Below are 22,108 nucleotides of genomic sequence, written 5' to 3' on the forward strand. Positions count from 1 at the left end.
ATACGCGCGTTCCTGATATCGGGCATGGCCCGAATTGGCAAGGACAAGCCGGGTTCGAAATGCGGCTCACGCGCCCCAGCGGGACCAGAATCCGCGCCAGCCCCCGGCCTGGGCCTTGGGTGTGCCGATTTGTTCCGTAAATTCGTCGCTCGGACCCTCGTCATCAATCCCGGGATCGTCTGGCGCCCGGACGATCGGGATGACCGCGGGAATCGGCGCTGCCGCGGGTTTGCCGAGGTCGGCGCGGGTCCTGAACATCGGTGTTGCCGCCGGAGGCGATGATTCGGCAGGCTCGGGCGTCGGCTGGACTGTTTCGGCCGTCGCGGCGGCCGACTCTTCTTTGGCGATCACGGGTGAATTGTCCTGGGCAGCCGGCTCTGGGGCTGGAGCTGTCACCGTCGGTTCCACCTGGCTTTCGGTTGTGGCCGTCACCCGCTTCGGCGGCGGGGCCGCCAGCATGGCCTCTTCGAAGGCCGAGGATTCGATCGTGGCGCCCCTGTCCGAAGGCAGGCTCGCGACTGGTGTCTGCCACTGAAACGCGTCGAGGCGGCCGGTGACCGGCGAGACCGGACGCCAGCGGTCGCTGACATAACCGTCCGCGGTCCAGGCCGGATCGTGACGGGCGCGCACCGCCCGCAAGGTCCAGGCGCGGGCGCGGCCGCCGTCGCCATGTTCGGTGCGCTCGATCTCGGCCATCAGCAGCGCGACGCGCTGGGTCGGATCGCTGAGATACGGTGCGAGCACCTCGCGCGCGCGGGCGAACTCGGAGGCGTCGATCGCGGCGCGCGCGATTGCGATCTGACCCTCGATGTGGCCGACCTTGTCGGCAGGCGTCTTGGCCGCGAGCGTCTCGATGCGCTGCAAGCGGTGCCACGCGGTATCGCCGAGCTTCACATGCGCATAGGCATCGGCGAGATCGGGATGCGGATTGGCGAGCCAGGCGGCCTCGACCAGCTTCATGGCACGGCGCACCTGATGCGCCTCGCTCTCGAATTTTGCGGCAAGCACCGCGGCCGGCACCAGGGTCGGCGCGAGCTTGATCGCTTCCATCACGCTCTCGCGCGCGACGTCGCGGTCCATGGTTTGCAGTTCCAGCGCCCGTGCGGTGAGCAGCACGCCGCGCTGGCGGCGATAGGCCGGCTTGTCGATCAGGCCCGCGGACAGATTCGAATCGAGGATCGCGAGCGCGCCGCTCCAGTCGCCGCGCGCGCAGCGGAAGCCGAGCACCGCCTGCGAGGCCCAGGTCGAGGACGGCGACAGCTTGATCGCTTCCTCCGCGATCATCACGGCGCCGACCGCATCGTCGGCGCGCTGCGCCTCGATGAACAGGCCGCGCAGGCCGAGCAGCCGCGTATCTTCGCGCTCGGCCATGGCGCGGAAGGCGCGCTGCGCCTCGCCGCGATTGCCTTCGAGCTGCGCCGACTGCGCATGCAGCAGGAGGGCGAGCGGATCATTCGGGGCATGCCGACGCGCCGCCGCAGCGTGACGACGGGCGAGCGCAGTGTCGCCATGACCGATCGCGAGCAGGCCGTGCGTAATGGCGTGGCGGCCGCGAGCGTGGCGCTTGTCGTGACGGCGGCGGCGCATGCGGCCCGGCAATCGCCATGTCGCGGTCAGGATGCTCCAGAGGAGGACGACCGCGACGGCAAAGACGCCGAGCAGGAGCACGAACACTGGAATGGTCGGCGAGGCGCGCCAGCCGCCCCAGGTCAAGACGACTTCGCCGGGTTGATCGGCAACCCAGGCCGCGCCGGCCGCTGCCAGCGCAATCAGGACGAGGAAGAGGACGATGCGAAGCATGGCGATCCCTGTTACGCGCCGATCGTTGCGCGAATCCTATTGAGCAGATTTGGCGAGATCCGCCATGGCATCATCGGCGAATTTGCGGGAGGCGGCGAGCGCGGCGTCGCGGGCATCGGCCTTGTCGAGCCAGGCCTGTGCAGGCGCGCGATCTGCCTCCGGCAGCGTCTTGAGCTCGCGCCGCGCTTCGACGACATCATTGCGAAGTGCCGCGGCTGTCACGCGCGTGACGATGGCGCCGCGATCATTGCCGATGCCGTCGGTGCGCTCGATGCGAACGAGTTTCGACGCCCCCGCCTGGAGACGCTCGACAATGCCCGTGCCGCTGGTCTGAGCTTCCGCCGGCGGTGACAGTTTCGGCACGATGTTGAGGAGTTCGCGGCTCAGCGCGACCGGCGTCGGAATGCCCGACGATGCAAATGTGTCGAGCGGCTTCAGCATGTCGGGCTTGGCGGCGAGGGAACGCGCCGCGGACAGCTGCGACTGATAGGGGTCGCCATGGCGAACGGCGACGTCGAGCAGGGCCGCCGCCACCACAAAGCGTAGCGGCTTGTCATCCCTGGCCTTATTGTCGGCGATCTTCTCCCCCTGCTGCGCGAGCTCGGCACGTTCGGACTTGCTCGTTCGCTCGAGCTGCGCGATGCGATCGTTGAGAGCGTCAAGATCGGGCGCGGCCGTGGCGGGCACCGATTTCGCATCGTTCAATGCGCTCGCGGTCTTGTCCAACTGCGTACGCAGACTGGCGACATCGCTGCGCAAGCTGGTTGCGGATTTCTCCAGCGCGTCAATCCGCGCCGCCATGGCCGGATCGGGGCTGGGCTTGCCAGCCCTGGCTTCGATCGCCGCAATGCGACCGCTCAGCGCATCGACCGAAGCGATGGTGACTTGGGGGGTGGCCGGCGGCGCCTGCACGGCGGGCCAGCCCAGCATCCAGCCGACCGCGATCACGACCGCCGCGGCGACGGCGCCGGACAACGGGGCGATGACCCAGGGCGAAATCGACGACGGGGGAGCCTGCGCATCGATGCGATCCGGTTCTGCGTCGACCTGGTCGGGTTTAGCCTGCTCGGGCTCGGCGTGTTCCGGCCCCGGCTGAGCCTCGGGTTCGACCGCCGCCTCCTGCGGCTGCGTCGAGACTTCGGTGGCTTCTAGGTCGATGGTGGGCGGAGTGCGCTTGGCACGACCAGCGTCGGGCGCCAATCCTGCGTCTTCAGGCTTGTCGTCGGCCATCGTGACGGTTCCTCACACTTCCATACTTCGGATTCGGCCGACCTCTTACGCCAAACGGGTGCGCAACGCACGCTCCAAGGTGGCAAATAAGGCATTTTCGTCTGGGGTCGCGGCGACCAGAACCTGCGACGCGCCGGCCTCGCGCAGCGCGCTCGCAACCGTCTCGGACAGGCAGCATTGCGGTATCGCCAGCGCGGAGATCTCGACACCTTCATCCCGCGCCGCATCCAGGAACGCCCGGGCGCTGCGCTGGGAGTAGTGCAGCACCGCCTCGACACCGTGGCTGGCAAAGCCCTCGCAGACCTCGCGCGGCAGATGCTTGACCGGCGTCATGCGATAGGTCGTCCGCGTCACCACGGAGAAGCCCTCCGCACCGAGCTCGCCGCCGAGGTCGCGCGACAAATCCGCGCCCGCAAGATACAGCAGCGTGCTCTTTTTCTTCAGCACCTTGTCGCGTGCAGCCTGCATCACCTTGTGCCGCAAGGATGCGGCATCGCCGCCGGCGACGATCACCTCGGCAAAGCCGGCGTCGCGCGCCGCAGCAGCCGTATGCTCGCCGACCGCAAACAGCGGCAGCTCCAGAAGTCCGAGATCCTGCAATTGTGGTGCGATGGCACGGATCGCGTTGGCCGATGTGACGAGGATGGCGCCGTAGGGTGCTTCACTTTCCTCATGGAAGGCGACCGGCTCGAACTTGAGCGCCGGCGCAAGCAGCACCGCGTGCCCCCGCGCGCGCAGACTTCCCGCCGTCGCCTCATTGTCGGGATGCGGCCGTGTGACAAGAATGGACATCGCAGGTGTTCCCGAACGACGTGGCAGTGAGGGATGACGAGGATGGCTTGCTTCGTGACGATTGCGCAATCTGGCCCCGGAATGCTACCGGACGTACCAGAACTCTGCTTTACGGATGAGCGCAAGGGCGCAAATTGGATAACAATTCGCCAATGCTGGTACTGGGCATCGAAACAACCTGCGACGAGACTGCCGCGGCCGTGATCGAGCGCGCGGGCGACGGCAGCGGCAAGATCCTGTCCAACATCGTGCGGTCGCAGATCGAAGAGCATGCCCGCTTCGGCGGCGTGGTGCCGGAAATTGCCGCCCGCGCCCATGTCGATCTGCTCGACGGCATCGTCGATCGCGCCATGCGCGAGGCCGGCATCGGCTTTGCCGAGCTCAACGGCGTCGCGGCCGCCGCAGGGCCGGGCCTGATCGGCGGCGTCATCGTCGGACTCACCACCGCGAAGGCGATCGCGCTGGTGCACGGCACGCCGCTGATCGCCGTGAACCATCTGGAGGCGCATGCGCTGACGCCACGCCTCACCGACGGAATCGCGTTTCCCTATTGCCTGTTTCTGGCCTCCGGCGGCCATACCCAGATCGTCGCAGTCACCGGCGTCGGACAATATGTGCGGCTCGGCACCACCGTGGATGATGCGATCGGCGAGGCCTTCGACAAGGTCGCGAAGATGCTGGGCCTGCCCTATCCCGGCGGCCCGCAGGTCGAGCGCGCCGCGGCAAGCGGCGATCCCAAGCGCTTTGCGTTTCCGCGGCCGATGCAGGGACGACCTGATGCCAATTTCTCGCTGTCGGGATTGAAGACGGCGGTGCGCAGCGAAGCGAGCCGGCTCGCCGAGGTCACGCCGCAGGACATCAGCGATCTCTGCGCGAGTTTTCAGGCCGCGGTGCTCGATTCGACCGCCGACCGGCTGAACGTCGGCTTGAGACTTTTTCGCGAGCAGTTCGGCGCGCCCAGCGCGCTCGTGGCCGCCGGGGGCGTCGCCGCCAATCAGGCGATCCGCGGCGCCCTCGATGGCGTCGCACAGCAAGCCGGGACGCAATTGATCATGCCGCCGCCCGCGCTCTGCACCGACAACGGCGCGATGATCGCCTGGGCCGGCGCCGAGCGCCTCGCGCTCGGCATGACTGACACGATGGAGGCGCAGCCCCGCGCACGCTGGCTGCTCGATTCGAACGCGACGGCGCCGGCAGGTTACGGCAAGACGCGGGCGGGATATTAGCGATGTCAGCCTTCCGATCTGTCGGGGTGATCGGCGCGGGCGCCTGGGGCACGGCGCTGGCGACTGTCGCCGCACGGGCGGGGCGCACCGTGACATTGTGGGCACGCAATGCCGAGCACGCCGCGCGGATCGCGGCGACCCGCGACAACCCGCGGCTGCCCGGTGTACGAATCGCTCCGGAGATCGTTGTTACAAACGACCTGGCGCTCGCCGCGCGCGCGGACATGCTGTTGATCGCAACACCGGCGCAGCATGTCCGCGGCGCGGTCAACATGTTGGCGTCGCATCTGCCAGGGCCGGCACCGATCATCGCCTGCGCCAAGGGCATCGAGCACGGCACCCACAAATTCATGACCGACGTGATCGCGGAAGCCGCGCCCCACGCGCGACCGGCCATTCTGTCGGGCCCGAGCTTTGCCGACGATGTCGCGCGCAGCCTGCCGACCGCGGTGACGCTGGCGGCAGGCGACGAGACCTTGGCGAGCGCGCTCGTGCAGGCGCTGGGCTCGCCGACATTCCGTCCCTATCACTCCACCGACATCCGGGGCGTCGAGATCGGCGGCGCGGCCAAGAACGTGCTGGCGATTGCGGTCGGGATCGCCGTCGGGCGCAAGCTCGGCGCCTCCGCCCAGGCCGCACTGACGACGCGCGGCTTTGCCGAGTTGACGCGCCTCGGCCGCACCCTCGGCGCGCGCGGCGAGACGCTCACGGGCCTGTCCGGCCTCGGTGATCTCATTCTGACCTGCTCGAGCCCGCAATCACGCAACTTCGCGCTTGGCCTCGCACTCGGTCGCGGCGAGCCGCCGCCCGCCGGCAAGCTTGCCGAGGGCGAATTCACCGCGCCAGTGCTGATCGAACTCGCAGCTTCGCGAGACATCGAGATGCCGGTATCAAAAGGGGTCGTGTCGATCCTGAGCGGCCGGAGCACGATCGACGCCGCGATCTCGGGGCTGTTGACGCGCCCCTTCAAGGCAGAGGAATGAGCATGGCGTACTGGCTGGTGAAATCCGAACCGTCGGTGTGGTCCTGGGATCACCAGGTGGCGAAGGGCGCGAAGGGCGAGGCCTGGACCGGCGTGCGCAATTACACCGCACGCCAGAACCTCGTGGCCATGAAGAAGGGCGACAAGGCATTGTTCTATCATTCCAACGAGGGCAAGGAGATCGTCGGCATCGCCGAGATCGTCAAGGAAGCCTATCCCGACCCGACCGACAAGACCGAGAAATTCGTCTGCGTCGACATCAAGGCCGACAAGCCCCTGAAGACACCGGTGACGATGGCCGCAATCAAGGCCGAGAAGAAGCTCGCCGACATGGCGCTGGTGAAATATTCGCGCCTGTCGGTGCAGCCGGTGACGGCGCAAGAGTGGAAGCTCGTCTGCAAGATGGGTGGAATGTAGTAGCTACCGTAGCCCGGACGAGCGAAGCGAGATCCGGCACTATCGCGACCCGCGTGTCGCTACGCTCATGCGGGCTACGATGTCTGAGTTTGCGCCTCCGGCAATGCAAACACCTCACATGCCGCGGCAATGCCGCGCAGCGAATGCGACCCGAGCGCAACCAGCGGCATGTCTGTTTCCGCGGCGAGCGCGCCCGACACCAGCACGGTCCGCCCCAACGGTTTGCACAAACCTTCGAGGCGGCTGGTGAGATTGACGGCGGGACCGATCGCGGTGAAATCGAGCCGGTTGGCCGCCCCGATATTGCCCCAGAGCATCTCACCCAGATGAAGCGCGGCACCGAACGCCAGCGGCGGCAGGCCCTTGGCGCCGCGCTCCGCGTTGAGATAGGCCATCCCGGCCTCGGCTGCGCCTGCGGCACGCAAAGCGGCCTCGCAGGCGCGGCGCGGTGATGCCTCGACCACCGGGAAGATCGCGAGCACGCCGTCGCCGATGAATTTCAGCACCTCGCCGCCGAAGGCGTGGACGGCGCCGGCGATACGATCGAACCAGGCGTCGAGGGCGGCGATGACCTCTCCAGGCGGTGAGGCTTCCGAGAGGATCGTGAAATTGCGCAGGTCCGCATAGAGCAAGGCGGCCTGAATGGTCTCGCCGAGATCGCGCCGCAAGGGTGCCCCCAGCACCCGCTCGGCACTGCGCTTGCCGAGATACGCATCCAGCGTTGCCCGCAACGTGGCGCGCGCGGCCAGCACGGCGAGGGGCGTCGCGGCAAACCGCGCGGCCTGGCGCAATTGCCCGATCTCGTCGGCCGTGAACGGATCCGGTCCGATCCAGCCGAGGAGCGGCCCATCTTGCCGTCCGACGATGTCTTCGTGCACCTCGCCGCGCGCGGTGTCGCGCAGCCAGCGGCGACCGGCATCGTTGGGCGGATCCGGTGCCAGGCCGCCAGGCGCGAAGCCGAGGGCTTCGATCACCTGGCCAGTGTCGGCACGCCACAACCAGGTCCGCTTCGCGATCAGCGGATGCGGCACCTCCAGCGTCAGGGCGCCCGCCGCGAGCGGCACGCCGTCGGCGACCAGATGTGCGCCGAGTTCCGCGAGCAGGCGATCAGCTCCGCCACTATCCGCGGCGGCATCGACAAGCCAGGCGAGGGTCGGGGAGAGCTGCTGCATGGTTCGATCATGACGAAGGCGGGCCGGGCTTGTCACGGACAATCCTTGACGAGCCGCTCCGACGCCGCCATGTGCAGTGTCAGCGAAGGGATGATCCCCGATGACCGAACCGTTCGTCGTGCGACGCGAGACCCAGGTCGCAGCTCCACGCGCCACCGTTTTCGCTTACCTGACCGATCCCGAGAAGATCTTGAGCTGGATGGGCTCGGAGGTGACCACCGAGCCGCATCCCGGCGGGCTTTATCTGCTCAAGGGCGTCGGCCCGCGCGGCGGGGTCGCCCGCGGTGCTTTTCGCGAGGTCGTGCCGGTGCATCGCCTTGCCTACACGTTCGGCTGGGAGGGCGGCCAGGAAGTGCCGCCAGGCTCGAGCCTGATCGAGATCGATCTGATCGAACGCGACGGAGGCACGCTGCTGCGCATGACCCACAGCGGCCTGCCGACCGCCGAACAGGCCGCCGCGCACGCGACGGGGTGGGCGCATTATCTCGAACGGCTGACGATCGCAGCGGCTGGCAACGATCCCGGCCCGGATAATGGTGTCTCGACCAAGTCGTAGCTCGTAGCGTGGGCAAAGCGACTTGTCCGCGGCAGCGACGTTACACCGCGGCGGTCGCGACCACTTGCGCCAGAAGCTGCTCGCGCCTCGCCTGCGAGCGCTGACCCTTCATGGTGGCGGCAAAGCGTTCGAGGATGCCGTCCTCGAACGCGGTGACGATGGTGTCGTGAACGTAGCTCCTGCGGCAAATCGCCGGCGTGTTGGAGAGCTGGTCCGCCGCGGCGCGGATCGCGTCCAGCACCTGCTTATTGCGGCCGCGCTGGCTGTTCGCCGGCGTGATCCGCGACAAGGATTCCACGACGACCGCGGACGCCATCAGCGTACGAAAATCCTTTAGCGAAATCTTGATGTTGGCGATTTCGCGCAAGAACGCGTTCACCTGCGTGGTGCTGACCGCGCGTACGATGCCGGAAGCATCGCGATACTGGAACATGCGCTTGCCCGGGACGCCCTGCAAAATACCGATGGCGCGCACCAGCTTGGCCGCATCGCACTCTTTGCGCACCGCCTTGCCGCCCTTCGCCTTGAAGGTCAGCACGAAGCTGTCGTCTTCCAGCGTAACGTTGGACTTCAGCAGCGTGGTCGCGCCGCGGGTGCCGTTGAGGCGAGCATAGGATTCGTTGCCGGGGCGGATCGCGGTGCGCGCGATCAGCTCGATCACGGCCGAGAGCGCAAATTCGCGCGTCGGTTCGTCGCCCGAAAGGAACGCCGAGACCTTGCGCCGGATCTTTGGCAGCGCGCCGACAAGCTTCTCCAGGCGATGCGCCTTGCGATGCTCGCGAACTTTCTCCCAATCGGCGTGATAGCGATATTGCAGCCGGCCCGCGGCATCGCGCCCGACGGCCTGCAGATGCGAGCTCGGATCGGCCGAGTAGCGCACCTCGCGATAGGCCGGCGGCACCGCCATGGCGTGCAGCCGGCGGATGGTGCGGGCGTCGCGGATGTGCACGCCGTTGGGGCGGACGAAGGAATAGCCCTTGCCGCGCTTGATGCGGCGGATGGTCAGCTCGTTCTGGTCGCCGAGCCGCAGGCCCAGCTCCTTGGCGAGCGCCTCGACGGTGGCCGGCGCTGTATCGAAGGTTTTTTTCGGGCTCGGGCGCCTGAAAGCGGCCGGTTTGGGCCATTGTCCGAGGGCTTTGGCGAGCGCAATGGCCGTCGGATCGGCTGAAGCGGGCCGCATCGTCCCGAGATTCTGCTGATCCATCATAGCGTTATGCCTTAGCCCTGTCTGTTACCGTCAATGCCGCTGTTCTGATTTTTGTTCCAAGGGGTCTCTTTGGACCCGGGTTGGCCATTTAGGGTGTTCCGAACCGTATAGCGAGTCCCGAATCAGCGAGTGACGGTTTCGGAATACCTCTACCAACGCATGAGGCCTCTGCGCGCGCCTATTCCACGGATCTGGGTAAACCCGAAAGCCGCCCACGCGCTGTTTCAGATTTGCGACGATCGCACCGGATGGCCTTGATCCTGCGCATGGCCGGCGGCCCACCGAAGGTCCAGCTTGTGCTCCTTGTCGGGTCCGGTTAGCCCGACGCATAATCAAGTCAACGATCAAGTCGGCTCGCTAGTCGCTAGCGCCCGGCCTGCCGGAGGTGGAGGGAAAGCATGTCCGAGAAGATCTATGACGTCCCCGCGGAGTGGGCGAAGCGCGCCTGGGTCGACCAGGACAAGTACAAGGACATGTACGCTCGCTCGATCTCGGACGCCCATGGTTTCTGGGCGGAGCAGGCCAAGCGCATCGACTGGATGAAGGTGCCCACCAAGATCGAGAACGTCTCGTTCGCGCCCGGCAACATCTCGATCAAATGGTTCGAGGACGGCATCCTCAACGTCGCCCATAATTGCATCGACCGGCACCTTCACACGCGCGGCAACCAGACCGCGATCATCTGGGAAGGCGATGATCCCTCGCAGTCAAAGCACATCACCTACAAGGAGCTGCACGACGAAGTCTGCCGGATGGCCAACATCCTGCGCACCCGCAACGTCAAAAAGGGCGACCGCGTCACCATCTACCTGCCGATGATTCCGGAAGCGGCCTATGCGATGCTCGCCTGCGCACGCATCGGCGCGGTTCACTCCGTGGTGTTCGCGGGCTTCTCGCCGGACAGCCTCGCCCAGCGCATCAATGACTGCCAGTCCAAGGTCATCATCACCGCGGACGAAGGCCTGCGCGGCGGCAAGAAGGTGCCGCTGAAGGCCAATGTCGACGCGGCGCTCACCAAAGCCGACGGCGTCGACTGGGTCGTCGTGGTCAAGCGCACCGGCGGCAAGATCGACATGAACCCGACGCGCGACCTTTGGTATCACGAGGCCGCGGCAATGGTGACGACCGAATGCCCGGTCGAGCACATGCACGCCGAGGACCCGCTGTTCATCCTCTACACCTCGGGTTCGACCGGTCAGCCCAAGGGCGTGCTGCACACCTCCGCCGGCTATCTCGTGTTCGCCGCGATGACGCATCAATACGTCTTCGACTATCATGACGGCGACATCTATTGGTGCACCGCCGACGTCGGCTGGGTCACGGGTCACAGCTACATCCTGTACGGACCGCTCGCCAACGGCGCGACCACGCTGATGTTCGAAGGCGTGCCGAATTACCCGGACAATTCGCGATTCTGGAACGTCATCGACAAGCACAAGGTCAACATCTTCTACACCGCGCCGACCGCGATCCGCGCGCTGATGCAGTCCGGCGACGAGCCGGTGAAGAAGACCTCGCGCGCGAGCCTCCGCCTGCTCGGCTCGGTCGGCGAACCCATCAATCCGGAAGCCTGGGAGTGGTATCACCGCGTCGTCGGCGACGCCCGCTGCCCGATCGTCGATACCTGGTGGCAGACCGAGACCGGCGGCATTTTGATCACGCCGCTGCCGGGCGCGACCAAGCTCAAGCCGGGCTCGGCGACCCAGCCGTTCTTCGGCGTGGTCCCTGAAATCGTCGACGCTGACGGCAAGGTGCTGGAGGGTGAAACGTCAGGCAATCTCTGCCTCACCCGCTCATGGCCGGGCCAGATGCGCACGGTCTATGGCGACCATGCCCGCTTCGAGCAGACCTATTTCTCGACCTACAAGGGCAAGTACTTCACCGGCGACGGCTGCCGGCGCGACGCCGACGGCTATTACTGGATCACCGGCCGCGTCGACGACGTCATCAACGTCTCCGGCCACCGCATGGGCACCGCGGAAGTCGAGAGCGCGCTTGTGGCGCATGAGAAGGTGTCGGAAGCCGCCGTGGTCGGCTTCCCGCACGATATCAAGGGCCAGGGCATCTACGCCTATGTCACCCTGATGACCGGCATCGAGCCGACCGAGGACCTGCGCAAGGAGCTCGTCACCTGGGTGCGCAAGGAGATCGGCCCGATCGCCTCGCCCGACCAGATCCAGTTCGCGCCGGGCCTGCCAAAGACCCGCTCCGGCAAGATCATGCGCCGCATCCTGCGCAAGATCGCCGAGGACGAGCCGGGCAGCCTGGGCGACACCTCGACCCTGGCCGATCCCGCCGTGGTCGATGATCTCGTCAAGAACCGGCAGAACAAGAAGTTGGCGTAAGGTTCCGATCGTGCCCCGGGCGCAGCGCAGCACGTAAGTGGTGCGCTGCTGAGCCGCGGCCCATTCATTCGTGGAAAGAAGGAACTGGGTCCCGGCTCTGCGCAGCAGCGTTGCACGCTGCAGGGCGTCCGGGATGCGGGGCTGCCTCCCGTCAAACAACAACCGTTCACATCCTCACGCTCTTGTCAGAGCACGCGGCCGTGCGCCCGCATCTTTCCCGCGGAGTGTTGTTTTCAGGTCATTTACTTTATTTCGAACATTTCCTTTGTTCCTCCTGCTGGCTGGCCCTCGGTGGCCGCGCTTGGAAACCATCCGGTTAACGCGCGCGGTTAAGAATAGGTGGGCGAGGCAGTGATTGCCGGCTGCGTGATTTTGGACGATCTGTTCGGGGCAAGGGGAAAATCGATGTCGATGAGGATTACGGCGGCACTTGCTGCCACCATCGGGGCGGGGGTCTTGATGTCGACGCCGGCAGAGGCGCGGCCGGAGCTGGTAGGGGCGCATGTGGCCGACTATTCGCCGGGCACCATCGTGGTCAAAACCAGCGAGCGCAGGCTCTACCTCATCCTCGATAACGGCCATGCCGTGCGCTATCCGGTCGGCGTCGGCAAGTCCGGCAAGCAGTGGGCCGGCACCACCCGCATCGACGGGAAGTACCGAAATCCGGCCTGGTCACCGCCGGCAGAGGTGAAGCGCGACAAGCCCAGCATCCCGGACGTCATTCCGGGCGGCTCGCCGCGCAACCCGATGGGCGTCGCGGCGATGACACTGTCCGGCGGCGAATACGCCATCCACGGCACCAACGTGCCGGGTTCGATCGGCGGCTTCGTCTCCTATGGCTGCATCCGCATGCTCAACGACGACATCACCGACCTCTATGGCCGCGTCTCCGTCGGCACGACGGTGGTCGTGACGCGCTGATCGCCTGGAAAGCGCAAGACAGGAAAAAGCCGCGTCTTTGGACGCGGCTTTTTGTTACCAGAAGCGCCAGCTGCGTGCGCACCAGCCGTCGCGATGGCCGCCATTGTAGCTCCGCGCAAAACCGCCGGCGAGCAGCGCCGCCGAAACGTTCGCGGTCCGCCGGGTCGCAACGTCAGCGAGAACGCGACCGTATTTGTCCGGGCCGAGATTGGTGATGGTCACGCCGCCCTGGCCAAGCAGATTGCGCAAAGCGCGCGCCGCCGCTTCCGCCTTGTCCAACTCCTCCTTGCACGACGCCTTCAATTCGGGCGCATCGATGCCGCGCAGCCGAACCCGCACGCCGAGATCGCGGCCGTCGCGCTGACGGACACGCGCAAGGAAAGTGTCGCCGTCAATGGTGCGAATGACATCGACCGGCTCGCGAACATCGGGATGCCCCGCCTGCTGGAGAATGATCTCGGCATCTCGCGTGCGGTCGCCATCGGTGTGCGGAGCAAGCCAGTCCATCCCATGGCGGAACATGAGTACGACGGCCAGCACGACGCCGACCACGAACATCCACGGCAACAATGCAGAGAAGTGCCGACCGAACGGCGAACCGCTGTATGACGTCCGATAGGGATGGCTGGGGTCAAAGCGCGACATCGCGCAACGCTATGGCTGAGTCGGCCGAGCCCGCAAGAGCGCCTCAGAAGTCGGAGGCGATGCCCTTGCGCTCCCAGTCGCCGTAGCGGGTGGGCTCCGGGCCCTTCGGTCCCTGCAATTCCTTGGCCTTGGCCGGATCCTTGGCGTGGGCGGCGGCCGCCTGCCGGCGCGCCTCGGCTTCCGCGAGCGCGCGCTGGGCGGCCGGCGATAACGGCTTGCGGTCGGGAACGGGAGGCTGGTCACTCATCGCTGCGCTTTTTAGCGCAGGATGAGGCGCAACGCGACGTCCAATAACGCATCCCTGAAATCGGCCTCGGAAGGGCTGAAAAAGCCGGAAGCGATTCTTACATTTGGCATATTCGCGTGCCAGAGATTGGGTTCTCTAGGCATGCGCCCATTGCGGCGGAACTGCCGCTCGCTCAGAACCTTGCTTCCGCATGCCATCTCAACGTTTCGCTCCTCCGTCCGAAGTGCCTGGTCTTGCGGCGCGACGGATTGCCGCCGACATCGTCGACGGCGTGCTGCACAAGCACCGCACGCTCGACGATCAACTCGACGGCAGCGGCGCCCATCCCGGACTGAAGACGCTGGCCGACCGCGACCGCGCGCTGATGCGGCGCCTGGTCGCCACCGTGCTGCGCCGGCTCGGCACGCTCGGCCACGTGCTGTCCCGCCTGCTCGACAAGGGCATTCCCTCCGAGGCGCCGCGCGCGCAGAGCGCGCTGCTGATCGGTGCGGCGCAAATTCTCTGGATGGACGTGCCAGATCACGCCGCCGTCGACCTCTCCGTTCGCCTGGTGCAATCCGACCGGCGCGCCGCGCGCTATGCCGGCCTCGTCAATGCCGTGCTGCGCCGCTGCGCGCGCGAGGGCACGGCGCTGGTCGAGGAGGTCGCCGGCCAATCGCTGGATCTGCCGCCATGGCTGCTCGCGCGCTGGACCGCGCATTATGGCGAGGCGACCGCACGAGACATGGCGCTGGCGCTCGGCCACGAGCCCTCGCTCGATCTCACCGTGAAGTCGGATGCCGCGCAATGGGCGAGCCGCCTGCATGGCGAGACGCTGGCGACCGGAACGGTGCGGATGCTGCTGCACGGCGCTGTGACCATGCTGCCCGGCTTCGCCGAGGGACAATGGTGGGTGCAGGATGCCGCCGCCGCGTTGCCCGCCCGGCTGTTCGGCGACATCAAAGGCAAATCCATCGCCGATCTCTGCGCCGCCCCAGGCGGCAAGACCGCGCAGCTCGCGCTGTCAGGCGCGCATGTCACGGCGCTCGACCGCTCGCCGGCCCGGGTGGCGCGGCTGCGCGAAAACCTGACGCGGTTGTCGCTCCAGGCCGAGACCGTCGTCGCTGACGCCGTGGAATGGGCCGGCCCTGCCGAGGGTTTCGACGGTATTTTGATCGATGCGCCCTGCACCTCGACCGGCACGATCCGCCGTCATCCCGACGTGGCGTGGCTGCGGCAGGAATCCGATGTCAGCACCATGACCGCGCTCCAGCAGCGGCTGCTGCGAAAATCGGTGTCGTTGCTCAAGCCGGGCGGAACGCTGGTCTATTGCACCTGCTCGCTGGAACCCGAGGAGGGCGAGCAGGCCGTGGCGACGCTGCTGGCGGCCGAGCCTGCGCTTCGCCGCGTCCCGATCGAGGTGTCAGAGGTCGCAGGCCTCGCCGAAATCATCACCACCGAGGGCGATCTGCGCACTTTGCCCAGCCATCTGCCGAACGCCGATCCCAAGCTCGGCGGGCTCGACGGATTTTTCGCGACGCGGCTTGTTAAATCCTGACTTTGCACCGGATTTTGCGACCGCGACGCTGATTCGCACACGTTCAAGGTGGTGTCAGACGTCCGATTTTGGGATTAATAGGGATTCGTCGGAATCCTCTCCCCCTTCAAGGCAAGGCGTGTCGGTCGCTCAACGCAGACGTATCTCGACGCTGGTCATGAACCGCTTCGCGCGGAACATGCTCGCGCGCGCGAGCGGCGGTTCGGTTGCGCTGTCGCGGGTTTGGCCCGGCCGCACCGACCGGCTGATCATCGCGCCGCACGATTTGCGCACGGCGGATGCGACTCGCGCCGCCGAAATTTATGCCGGCCGTTTCGTTTTTGCCGGCAAGATCGTCAATTGCCACGGCCGCTCGATCTTCGATCTCGAGCCCCCGTCGGAGGATTGGGAGGTCGCGCTGCTCGGCTTCGGTTGGCTGCGCCATTTGCGCGCCGCCGACACTGCGCTGACACGGGCGAACGCGCGCGCTCTAGTCGAAGACTGGATCGCCAACCCCGCCAACAAGCGTCGCCCGGTCGCCCGCCGCGCCGACGTGCTGGCCCGGCGGGTGATCTCGTTGTTGTCGCAGGCACCGCTGGTGCTCAACGAGACCGACAACAAATTCTACCGCCGCTATCTGCGCGCCCTCGCCCGCGAGATCCGTTTCCTGCGCTACACCATGGTCAACATTCCGGACGGGGTGCCGAAACTCCAGGTGCTGATCGCGCTGTGCTATTCGGCCCTATGCCTCGCCAACCAGGCGAGCCACATCCGCAATGCCTCGAAAAAACTCTCCGACGAATTGCTGCGGCAGATCCTGCCCGATGGCGGACACATCTCCCGCAACCCGGGCGCGCTGATCGAACTCCTGATCGACCTGCTGCCGCTGCGGCAGACGTTTGCCGCGCGCAACATCGCGCCACCGCCGGCACTGCTGAACGCGATCGACCGCATGATGCCGATGCTGCGTTTCTTCCGGCATGGCGACGGAAATTTTGCGCTGTTCAATGGCATGAGCGCGACGTCTTCGGATCTGCTCGCCACGCTGCTCGCCTATGACGACACCCACGGCGTGCCGATGGCGAACATGCCGCATACCGGCTTTCAGCGCCTCGATGCCGGCCAGACCACTGTGATCATCGACACCGGCCCGCCACCGCCGGCCGGCGTCAGTCACGACGCCCATGCCGGCTGTCTGTCGTTCGAACTGTCCTCCGGCATCAGCCGCATCGTGACCAATTGCGGCATGCCGACCACGGGCCGTGACAATTGGCGGCCGTTCGCACGCGGCACGGCGGCGCATTCGACGCTGACCTATCACGACGCCTCGTCGTGCCAGTTCGTTGAGATGTCGGCAATGAAGCGGCTCCTGCACGGCTCGCCGGTCACCAGCGGGCCCGTCGAGGTGGAGAGCTATCGGGAGATCGTGCAGAACGGCACGCTGCTCACGACCTCCCATGACGGCTATCTCGCCAAATTCGGCGCGATCCACCGCCGCGTGCTGATGATCGCCAATGACGGCGCGCGCATCGACGGCGAGGACACGCTGTCGCCGCCGCAGGGCGGACGCTTCAAGGGCGCGGACGCCGATTTCGCGCTGCGCTTCCATCTGCATCCGGCGGTGAAGGCGAGCCGGCTGTCGGATGCGCGCGGCGTCATGCTGGTGCTGCCGAACCGCGACGTCTGGACCTTCGAGGCGCTCGACGACAAGGTCGACCTCGAGGACAGCGTGTTCCTGGCCGGCAATGACGGTCCGCGCCGCACCGCCCAAATCGTGATCCGGCAGGACGCGCGGCAGGCGCCCTCGATCCGCTGGAGTTTTGTGCGTTCCACCGCTTCGCCGACAGTCACCAATGCCCGAAGAAATGCGCGGCGGGAGCCGGAACTACCGCTCTAGACGCGCGTATTTCAGCTCAATCTGATCGTTGTGAAGCCGGCTGAAAACTGCTATCGAGCGCTCGTTCGCGCGACTGGCGACCTTGGATGGAGCACCATCGGGAAGCGCGACACATATCTGCCGCGCGCCTGGGCATAGACACTCCCTTAACAGAGGATCTTGCTCATGACTGACCATCCCCGCCGCGTCACCCGCGCTCTTCTCTCCGTCTCCGACAAAACCGGTCTGATCGAATTCGCCAAGGCGCTTGCCGCGCATGATGTCGAGCTGGTCTCGACCGGCGGCACCGCCAAAGCGATCGCTGCGGCCGGCCTCAAGGTGAAAGACGTCTCCGACCTCACCGGCTTCCCCGAGATGATGGACGGCCGCGTCAAGACGCTGCATCCGAAGGTGCATGGCGGCCTGCTCGCGATCCGCGATAACAAGGAGCACGCGGAGGCGATGAAGGCGCACGGCATCTCGCCGATCGACCTCCTCGTCGTCAATCTCTATCCGTTCGAAGCGACTGTCGACAAAGGAGCCGGCTTCGAGGATTGCGTCGAGAACATCGACATCGGCGGCCCCGCGATGATCCGCGCCGCCGCCAAGAACCATGACGACGTCGCGGTCGTGGTCGAGGCTGAGGACTATCAGGCGGTGCTCGACGAGCTCGCCGCCAACAACGGCGCGACCACGCTGAAACTGCGCCGGCGGCTTGCGGCAAAGGCCTATGCGCGCACCGGCGCTTACGATGCCGCGATCTCGAACTGGTTCAACCGCCAGCTCGACATCGACGCGCCCGATTTCCGCGCCTTTGGTGGCCGCCTGATCCAGTCGCTGCGCTATGGCGAGAACCCGCACCAGACCGCGGCGTTTTACGCGACGCCGGACAAGCGCCCGGGCGTCTCGACGGCGCGCCAGCTCCAGGGCAAGGAGCTCTCCTACAACAACATCAACGACACCGATGCGGCCTATGAGTGCATCGGCGAGTTCGACGCCAAGCGCACCGCGGCCTGCGTCATCGTCAAGCACGCCAATCCCTGCGGCGTCGCGGAAGGCTCCGACCTCGTCAGCGCTTATCGCAAGGCGCTGGCCTGCGATTCCACCTCTGCCTTCGGCGGCATCATCGCGATGAATCGTGCGCTCGACGCCGATACCGCGCGCGAGATCACGAAAATCTTCACCGAGGTGATCATCGCGCCCGATGCCAGCGAGAAGGCGATCTCGATCATCGGCGGCAAGAAGAATCTGCGCCTGCTGCTGGCCGGCAGCCTCCCCGACCCGCGCGCGCCGGGTCTCACCGCCAAGACGGTTGCCGGCGGCCTGCTGGTGCAGAGCCGCGACAATGCCGTGGTCGACGACATGACCTTCAAGGTCGTGACCAAGCGCGCACCGACCGAAGCCGAGATGCGCGACCTGAAATTCGCATTCCGCGTCGCAAAGCACGTCAAGTCCAACACCATCATCTACGCCAGGGATCTCGCCACCGTCGGCATCGGCGCGGGCCAGATGAGCCGGGTGGATTCAGCGCGGATCGCCGCGCGCAAGGCCCAGGATGCGGCGAGCGAGCTGAAGCTCGCCGAGCCACTGACCAAGGGCTCGGTGGTGGCCTCGGATGCGTTCTTCCCGTTCGCCGACGGCATGCTCGCCTGCATCGAGGCCGGCGCCACCGCCGTGGTGCAGCCCGGCGGCTCCGTGCGCGACGACGAGGTGATCAAGGCCGCCGACGAGCACGGCATCGCCATGGTGTTCACGGGCACGAGGCATTTCAGGCATTGATTGATTGGCTACGGAATCCATCGACTTCGTCATTGCGAGCGCAGCGAAGCAATCCAGAATCTTTCCGCAGAGAAAGTCTGGATTGCTTCGTCGCTTCGCTCCTCGCAATGACGGGAATGGATCGCGTAGTGCGACTACTCCCGCACCCGCATCAACAGCGCCAATCCAGTGACGAAGAATACCACCAGCACGGCCATGCCGGCCTTCTGACTCGCGGTCACCGCCGTGATCATGCCGATCAGAAGCGGTCCGATAAAGGACGTCACCTTTCCGGTCAGCGCGAACAGGCCGAAATACTGGGCGATGCGATCTTTCGGCGCGAGGCGGATCAGCAGCGTGCGTGACGCGGCCTGGAGTGGACCACCGGCCCCGCCGATCAGACAACCCAGCACGAGATAGGCGCGCTCGGCCGCGCTCGAGAACAAGGGCGCGCCTGCTTGCGGCGGCGCGACCTTGACGAACAACACGCTGTCCTTGTCGACCAGAAGGATTGCCGCCACCGCCAGCAGCAGGACCAGCATGCTGCCGGCAATGACGCGCTTCGGCCCAAGACGATCGTCCAGCTTGCCGCCGAGCCAGGCGCCGAAGGCGCCGGCGATCGCGAGCATGATGCCGAAGGTGCCGATCTGAATCGTGTGCCAGCCGAACGTGCCGGCGGCATAGATGCCGCCGAAGGCGAACAGCGACACCAGACCGTCGGTGTAGATCATGTTGGCGAGCAGGAAGGCCGCGAGCGAGGGCTGCTTCGGCAGGCTCTTGATCGATTGCTTCAGTTCCAACAGTCCTTCGCGCAACGCCTCGCGCAGCGGGCGCTTCGCCGGATAGTCGGGCGTGAACAGGAACAGCGGCGTCACGAAGATCACGAACCACAGCCCGGTCAGCGGCCCGACGATGCGATCGCCCTGATGGCTGACCGGATCCAGCCCGAACAACGGCGAAAGACCCAGCAATGTACGGCCGGTCTCGGGATTGGCGGCGAGGAGGCCGAGCACGATGACCAGGCTGACGATGCCACCGACATAACCGGTCGCCCAGCCGGTTCCGGAAAGCCGCCCGATCCGCTCCGGCGGCACCAGCGTCGGCATCATCGCATTGTTGAAGAGCGTGGCGAATTCCGCGCCGACGCTGGCGAGCGCCACCGCCGTGAGCAGCGGCGGAATGACCGAGGGATCGCCGGGCTTTCCGATCCACAGCGTGCAGGATGCCAGCAGCAGCAAGGTGCCGAACCCCGCGATCCAGGGCTTCCTGCGGCCCGAAGCATCCGCGATGGCCCCCAGCACCGGCGACAGCAGCGCGATGGCGAGACCCGCAGCCGCCATCGCAAATCCCCACAAGGATTGGCCGGCGGCGGGATTCGGCGCAATGTTGGTGGCGAAATAGGGCGCGAACACGAAGGTCGTGATCAGCGTGAAATAGGGCTGCGCGGCCCAGTCGAAGAAGATCCAGCTGACGACGGCGGCGCGCGGCGGATAGGTCCGCGGCACGCCGGCCATGCGCGCATCCGGGGCGATCGTCGTCATCACGCAGTCCTCATCGCGAACAGTTTTGCCTCTCTTGGGGCAAACCGTATAGCATTGCCGTGACGAACTGGCCCGAGGGCACGACGGAAATTTTGATGATGTCCTCATCTTCGACACGGCGGACATTTTTGGCCGTCATCGCCACGCTCGCGTTCGGCCTTGTGCCCGCGACGGCACAGGATGCGCGGCGAGGCTATGTCCCACCCGCCCGCGACAGCGTCCGCGCCGTCGCCGCCGAACACGGCATGGTGGTCGCGCAGGAGAAGATATCTGCGCAGATCGGTGCCGACATCCTGCGACGCGGCGGCAATGCCGTCGATGCCGCGGTCGCGACCGGCTTTGCGATGGCCGTGACCTATCCGCGCGCCGGCAATATCGGCGGCGGCGGTTTTATGGTGATCCATTCCGCTGATCGCAATGAAGACGTCACGATCGACTATCGCGAGACCGCGCCAGCTGCGGCCACGCCGCAGGTTTTCCTGGGACCCGACGGCAAGCCGGACGTCGTGAAATCACGGGATTCCGCGCTTGGCATTGGCGTGCCGGGCACCGTCGCAGGTCTCGCTTTGGCATTGGAAAAATACGGCTCGGGCCAGTTCACGCTGGCGCAATTGCTCGAGCCTGCGATTGCGCTCGCCCGCGATGGCTTCGTCGTCAGCGACGACATGGCCGACACGCTGCCGGGCTGGCATCGGCGGCTGGCACGCTGGCCCTCCTCGGCGAAAATCTTCTCGCGGCCCGATGGCACGCCGATCGGTGAAGGCGACAGGCTGGTGCAGGGCGATCTCGCTGAAACGCTGTCAGCGGTCGCCGCACGGGGGCCACGCGGCTTCTACGAGGGGCCCGTTGCGGAAAAGCTCGCCAAGGCCGTGGCTGACGCCGGCGGCATCATGACGCCGGCCGACCTCAAATTCTATCAGGCGGTGATCCGCGCGCCGGTGCGCGGCACCTATCGCGGCTACGACATCGTATCCATGCCGCTACCCTCGTCCGGCGGCGTGGTGCTGGTGGAGACCCTCAACATTCTCGAAGGTTTTCAACTCGCCGACTTGAACCAGGGGTCGCCGGCGTCGCTGCATCTTTTGATCGAAGCCATGAAGCGCGCCTATGCTGACCGTGCGCGCTATCTCGGCGATCCTGCCTTCGTCAACGCACCGATCGAAACGCTGATCGCCAAGGACTACGCCGCCAAGCTGCGCGCGGGTATCTTCGCCGATCGCGCTACGCCGTCGAAGGAGCTTGCTTCCGCGGGCCCTTCCCAACGTGAGGGCAGCAACACCACGCATTTCTCCGTCGTCGACGGCCGCGGCAACGCCGTCAGCAACACCTATACGCTGAACTTCAGTTATGGCGTTGGCCTCGTCGCCGACGGCACCGGCGTGCTACTCAACAATGAGCTCGACGACTTCACCGCAGCGGTCGGCGCTTCCAATGCCTATGGCCTGGTCGGCTTCGAGGCCAATCTGCCCGGACCGGGTAAGCGACCCTTGTCGTCGATGTCGCCGACCATCGTGCTGAGGGACGGCAAGCCGGTGCTGGTGACGGGCTCGCCCGGCGGCAGCCGCATTATCTCGACGGTGCTCCAGGTGATCGTGAACGTCCTCGATTACAAAATGGACATCGCTGCCGCGGTTGCGACGCCGCGGTTGCATCATCAATGGCTGCCGGACGAAGTCCGCATCGAGCGCGGCTTTCCCGACGACGTGCTGCTCAGCCTTAAGGCAATGGGCCATCTCGTCGTCGAGCCGATGGGGCAGACGTCGGCCAATTCGATCCTCGTGACTCCGAACGGACCGCTTGGCGCGCCCGATCTGCGCACGCGCGGCGCGGAGGCAGCGGGGCAGTAGGCGGGTCGTTTGCATGGCACGGGAGCGCGA

18 protein-coding genes and 1 riboswitch are annotated in these 22,108 nt (G+C 66.2%); of the genes, 10 read left to right on the top strand and 8 right to left on the bottom strand.

Going from position 1 to position 22,108, the window contains the following annotated elements; translation table 11 throughout:
• Positions 1 to 66: 66 nt before the first annotated feature.
• Genes IVB28_RS07580 through IVB28_RS07590 form a run of 3 tightly spaced genes read right to left on the bottom strand, consistent with a single transcriptional unit; the run spans position 67 to position 3,822 of the window.
• Positions 67 to 1,800, bottom strand: a complete 1,734-nt coding sequence (locus IVB28_RS07580; RefSeq protein ID WP_247525454.1) for a heme biosynthesis HemY N-terminal domain-containing protein — start codon at positions 1,798 to 1,800, stop codon at positions 67 to 69.
• Positions 1,801 to 1,836: 36 nt separating this feature from the next.
• Positions 1,837 to 3,030 carry a hypothetical protein gene (locus tag IVB28_RS07585; RefSeq protein WP_247525455.1) on the bottom strand — a complete coding sequence of 398 codons (1,194 nt, stop codon included), beginning with the start codon at positions 3,028 to 3,030 and terminating at the stop codon, positions 1,837 to 1,839.
• A 45-nt stretch (positions 3,031 to 3,075) separates the two neighbouring features.
• Entirely contained in the window at positions 3,076 to 3,822 is a 747-nt protein-coding gene (locus IVB28_RS07590) for a uroporphyrinogen-III synthase (protein ID WP_247525456.1), read from the bottom strand.
• Between the two features lie 152 nt (positions 3,823 to 3,974).
• Here IVB28_RS07590 and tsaD point away from each other — a divergent pair, with 152 nt between their 5' ends.
• From tsaD to IVB28_RS07605, 3 genes are read left to right on the top strand one after another with little or no spacing between them, the layout of a single operon-like run.
• Entirely contained in the window at positions 3,975 to 5,048 is a 1,074-nt protein-coding gene (gene tsaD, locus IVB28_RS07595; RefSeq protein WP_247525457.1) for a tRNA (adenosine(37)-N6)-threonylcarbamoyltransferase complex transferase subunit TsaD, read from the top strand.
• 2 nt (positions 5,049 to 5,050) lie between these two features.
• Positions 5,051 to 6,031 (top strand): NAD(P)H-dependent glycerol-3-phosphate dehydrogenase, encoded by a 981-nt coding sequence (locus IVB28_RS07600; RefSeq protein WP_247525458.1) that lies wholly within the window; start codon positions 5,051 to 5,053, stop codon positions 6,029 to 6,031.
• Between the two features lie 2 nt (positions 6,032 to 6,033).
• On the top strand, positions 6,034 to 6,447 hold the full coding sequence (locus tag IVB28_RS07605) for an EVE domain-containing protein (protein ID WP_247525459.1): 414 nt from the start codon (positions 6,034 to 6,036) through the stop codon (positions 6,445 to 6,447).
• 74 nt (positions 6,448 to 6,521) lie between these two features.
• Here IVB28_RS07605 and IVB28_RS07610 read toward each other — a convergent pair whose 3' ends face one another.
• On the bottom strand, positions 6,522 to 7,619 hold the full coding sequence (locus IVB28_RS07610) for an adenylate/guanylate cyclase domain-containing protein (protein ID WP_247525460.1): 1,098 nt from the start codon (positions 7,617 to 7,619) through the stop codon (positions 6,522 to 6,524).
• A gap of 100 nt (positions 7,620 to 7,719) precedes the next feature.
• On the opposite strand from IVB28_RS07610, the gene IVB28_RS07615 reads away from it, so the two are divergent.
• Positions 7,720 to 8,175: an SRPBCC family protein gene (locus IVB28_RS07615; protein ID WP_247525461.1), complete on the top strand. Its 456-nt coding sequence runs from the start codon at positions 7,720 to 7,722 to the stop codon at positions 8,173 to 8,175.
• 40 nt (positions 8,176 to 8,215) lie between these two features.
• On the opposite strand, the gene IVB28_RS07620 is transcribed toward IVB28_RS07615, so the two are convergent.
• A complete protein-coding gene (locus IVB28_RS07620; protein WP_247525462.1) occupies positions 8,216 to 9,382 on the bottom strand; it encodes a DNA topoisomerase IB in 1,167 nt (388 codons plus the stop codon).
• A 398-nt stretch (positions 9,383 to 9,780) separates the two neighbouring features.
• On the opposite strand from IVB28_RS07620, the gene acs reads away from it, so the two are divergent.
• Positions 9,781 to 11,727, top strand: a complete 1,947-nt coding sequence (gene acs, locus IVB28_RS07625) for an acetate--CoA ligase (RefSeq protein WP_247525463.1) — start codon at positions 9,781 to 9,783, stop codon at positions 11,725 to 11,727.
• A gap of 405 nt (positions 11,728 to 12,132) precedes the next feature.
• The gene (locus IVB28_RS07630) at positions 12,133 to 12,648 is read left to right on the top strand and encodes a L,D-transpeptidase (protein ID WP_247525464.1); all 516 of its coding nucleotides are present in this window, start codon (positions 12,133 to 12,135) and stop codon (positions 12,646 to 12,648) included.
• Between the two features lie 54 nt (positions 12,649 to 12,702).
• Here the strand turns inward: IVB28_RS07630 and IVB28_RS07635 are convergent, their stop codons facing one another.
• The gene (locus IVB28_RS07635; RefSeq protein ID WP_247525465.1) at positions 12,703 to 13,293 is read right to left on the bottom strand and encodes a thermonuclease family protein; all 591 of its coding nucleotides are present in this window, start codon (positions 13,291 to 13,293) and stop codon (positions 12,703 to 12,705) included.
• 43 nt (positions 13,294 to 13,336) lie between these two features.
• Positions 13,337 to 13,540: a DUF1674 domain-containing protein gene (locus IVB28_RS07640; protein ID WP_247525466.1), complete on the bottom strand. Its 204-nt coding sequence runs from the start codon at positions 13,538 to 13,540 to the stop codon at positions 13,337 to 13,339.
• A gap of 190 nt (positions 13,541 to 13,730) precedes the next feature.
• Here IVB28_RS07640 and IVB28_RS07645 point away from each other — a divergent pair, with 190 nt between their 5' ends.
• From IVB28_RS07645 to purH, 3 genes are all read left to right on the top strand, one after another.
• Positions 13,731 to 15,077 carry a transcription antitermination factor NusB gene (locus IVB28_RS07645; protein ID WP_247525467.1) on the top strand — a complete coding sequence of 449 codons (1,347 nt, stop codon included), beginning with the start codon at positions 13,731 to 13,733 and terminating at the stop codon, positions 15,075 to 15,077.
• A gap of 157 nt (positions 15,078 to 15,234) precedes the next feature.
• Positions 15,235 to 16,953, top strand: coding sequence for a heparinase II/III family protein (locus tag IVB28_RS07650; protein WP_247525468.1), 1,719 nt, complete (start codon positions 15,235 to 15,237; stop codon positions 16,951 to 16,953).
• Positions 16,954 to 17,012: 59 nt separating this feature from the next.
• Positions 17,013 to 17,094, top strand: a riboswitch (ZMP/ZTP riboswitch).
• A 24-nt stretch (positions 17,095 to 17,118) separates the two neighbouring features.
• Entirely contained in the window at positions 17,119 to 18,711 is a 1,593-nt protein-coding gene (gene purH / locus IVB28_RS07655; RefSeq protein ID WP_247525469.1) for a bifunctional phosphoribosylaminoimidazolecarboxamide formyltransferase/IMP cyclohydrolase, read from the top strand.
• A 134-nt stretch (positions 18,712 to 18,845) separates the two neighbouring features.
• On the opposite strand, the gene IVB28_RS07660 is transcribed toward purH, so the two are convergent.
• Positions 18,846 to 20,231 (bottom strand): MFS transporter, encoded by a 1,386-nt coding sequence (locus IVB28_RS07660; protein ID WP_247525470.1) that lies wholly within the window; start codon positions 20,229 to 20,231, stop codon positions 18,846 to 18,848.
• 95 nt (positions 20,232 to 20,326) lie between these two features.
• On the opposite strand from IVB28_RS07660, the gene ggt reads away from it, so the two are divergent.
• On the top strand, positions 20,327 to 22,078 hold the full coding sequence (gene ggt / locus IVB28_RS07665; RefSeq protein ID WP_247525471.1) for a gamma-glutamyltransferase: 1,752 nt from the start codon (positions 20,327 to 20,329) through the stop codon (positions 22,076 to 22,078).
• Positions 22,079 to 22,108 lie beyond the last annotated feature (30 nt).

Origin of the sequence: Bradyrhizobium sp. 199, assembly GCF_023073355.1 — a bacterium.
In the GTDB taxonomy this organism is placed as follows: Bacteria; Pseudomonadota; Alphaproteobacteria; order Rhizobiales; family Xanthobacteraceae; genus Bradyrhizobium.

What these genes read in the sequence shown, in the direction of transcription:
- IVB28_RS07580 (WP_247525454.1), bottom strand. Translation starts at nt 1,800, where the DNA reads ATGCTTCGCATCGTCCTCTTCCTCGTCCTGATTGCGCTGGCAGCGGCC.
- IVB28_RS07585 (WP_247525455.1), bottom strand. Translation starts at nt 3,030, where the DNA reads ATGGCCGACGACAAGCCTGAAGACGCAGGATTGGCGCCCGACGCTGGT.
- IVB28_RS07590 (WP_247525456.1), bottom strand. Translation starts at nt 3,822, where the DNA reads ATGTCCATTCTTGTCACACGGCCGCATCCCGACAATGAGGCGACGGCG.
- tsaD (WP_247525457.1), top strand. Translation starts at nt 3,975, where the DNA reads ATGCTGGTACTGGGCATCGAAACAACCTGCGACGAGACTGCCGCGGCC.
- IVB28_RS07600 (WP_247525458.1), top strand. Translation starts at nt 5,051, where the DNA reads ATGTCAGCCTTCCGATCTGTCGGGGTGATCGGCGCGGGCGCCTGGGGC.
- IVB28_RS07605 (WP_247525459.1), top strand. Translation starts at nt 6,034, where the DNA reads ATGGCGTACTGGCTGGTGAAATCCGAACCGTCGGTGTGGTCCTGGGAT.
- IVB28_RS07610 (WP_247525460.1), bottom strand. Translation starts at nt 7,619, where the DNA reads ATGCAGCAGCTCTCCCCGACCCTCGCCTGGCTTGTCGATGCCGCCGCG.
- IVB28_RS07615 (WP_247525461.1), top strand. Translation starts at nt 7,720, where the DNA reads ATGACCGAACCGTTCGTCGTGCGACGCGAGACCCAGGTCGCAGCTCCA.
- IVB28_RS07620 (WP_247525462.1), bottom strand. Translation starts at nt 9,382, where the DNA reads ATGATGGATCAGCAGAATCTCGGGACGATGCGGCCCGCTTCAGCCGAT.
- acs (WP_247525463.1), top strand. Translation starts at nt 9,781, where the DNA reads ATGTCCGAGAAGATCTATGACGTCCCCGCGGAGTGGGCGAAGCGCGCC.
- IVB28_RS07630 (WP_247525464.1), top strand. Translation starts at nt 12,133, where the DNA reads ATGTCGATGAGGATTACGGCGGCACTTGCTGCCACCATCGGGGCGGGG.
- IVB28_RS07635 (WP_247525465.1), bottom strand. Translation starts at nt 13,293, where the DNA reads ATGTCGCGCTTTGACCCCAGCCATCCCTATCGGACGTCATACAGCGGT.
- IVB28_RS07640 (WP_247525466.1), bottom strand. Translation starts at nt 13,540, where the DNA reads ATGAGTGACCAGCCTCCCGTTCCCGACCGCAAGCCGTTATCGCCGGCC.
- IVB28_RS07645 (WP_247525467.1), top strand. Translation starts at nt 13,731, where the DNA reads ATGCCATCTCAACGTTTCGCTCCTCCGTCCGAAGTGCCTGGTCTTGCG.
- IVB28_RS07650 (WP_247525468.1), top strand. Translation starts at nt 15,235, where the DNA reads ATGAACCGCTTCGCGCGGAACATGCTCGCGCGCGCGAGCGGCGGTTCG.
- purH (WP_247525469.1), top strand. Translation starts at nt 17,119, where the DNA reads ATGACTGACCATCCCCGCCGCGTCACCCGCGCTCTTCTCTCCGTCTCC.
- IVB28_RS07660 (WP_247525470.1), bottom strand. Translation starts at nt 20,231, where the DNA reads ATGACGACGATCGCCCCGGATGCGCGCATGGCCGGCGTGCCGCGGACC.
- ggt (WP_247525471.1), top strand. Translation starts at nt 20,327, where the DNA reads ATGATGTCCTCATCTTCGACACGGCGGACATTTTTGGCCGTCATCGCC.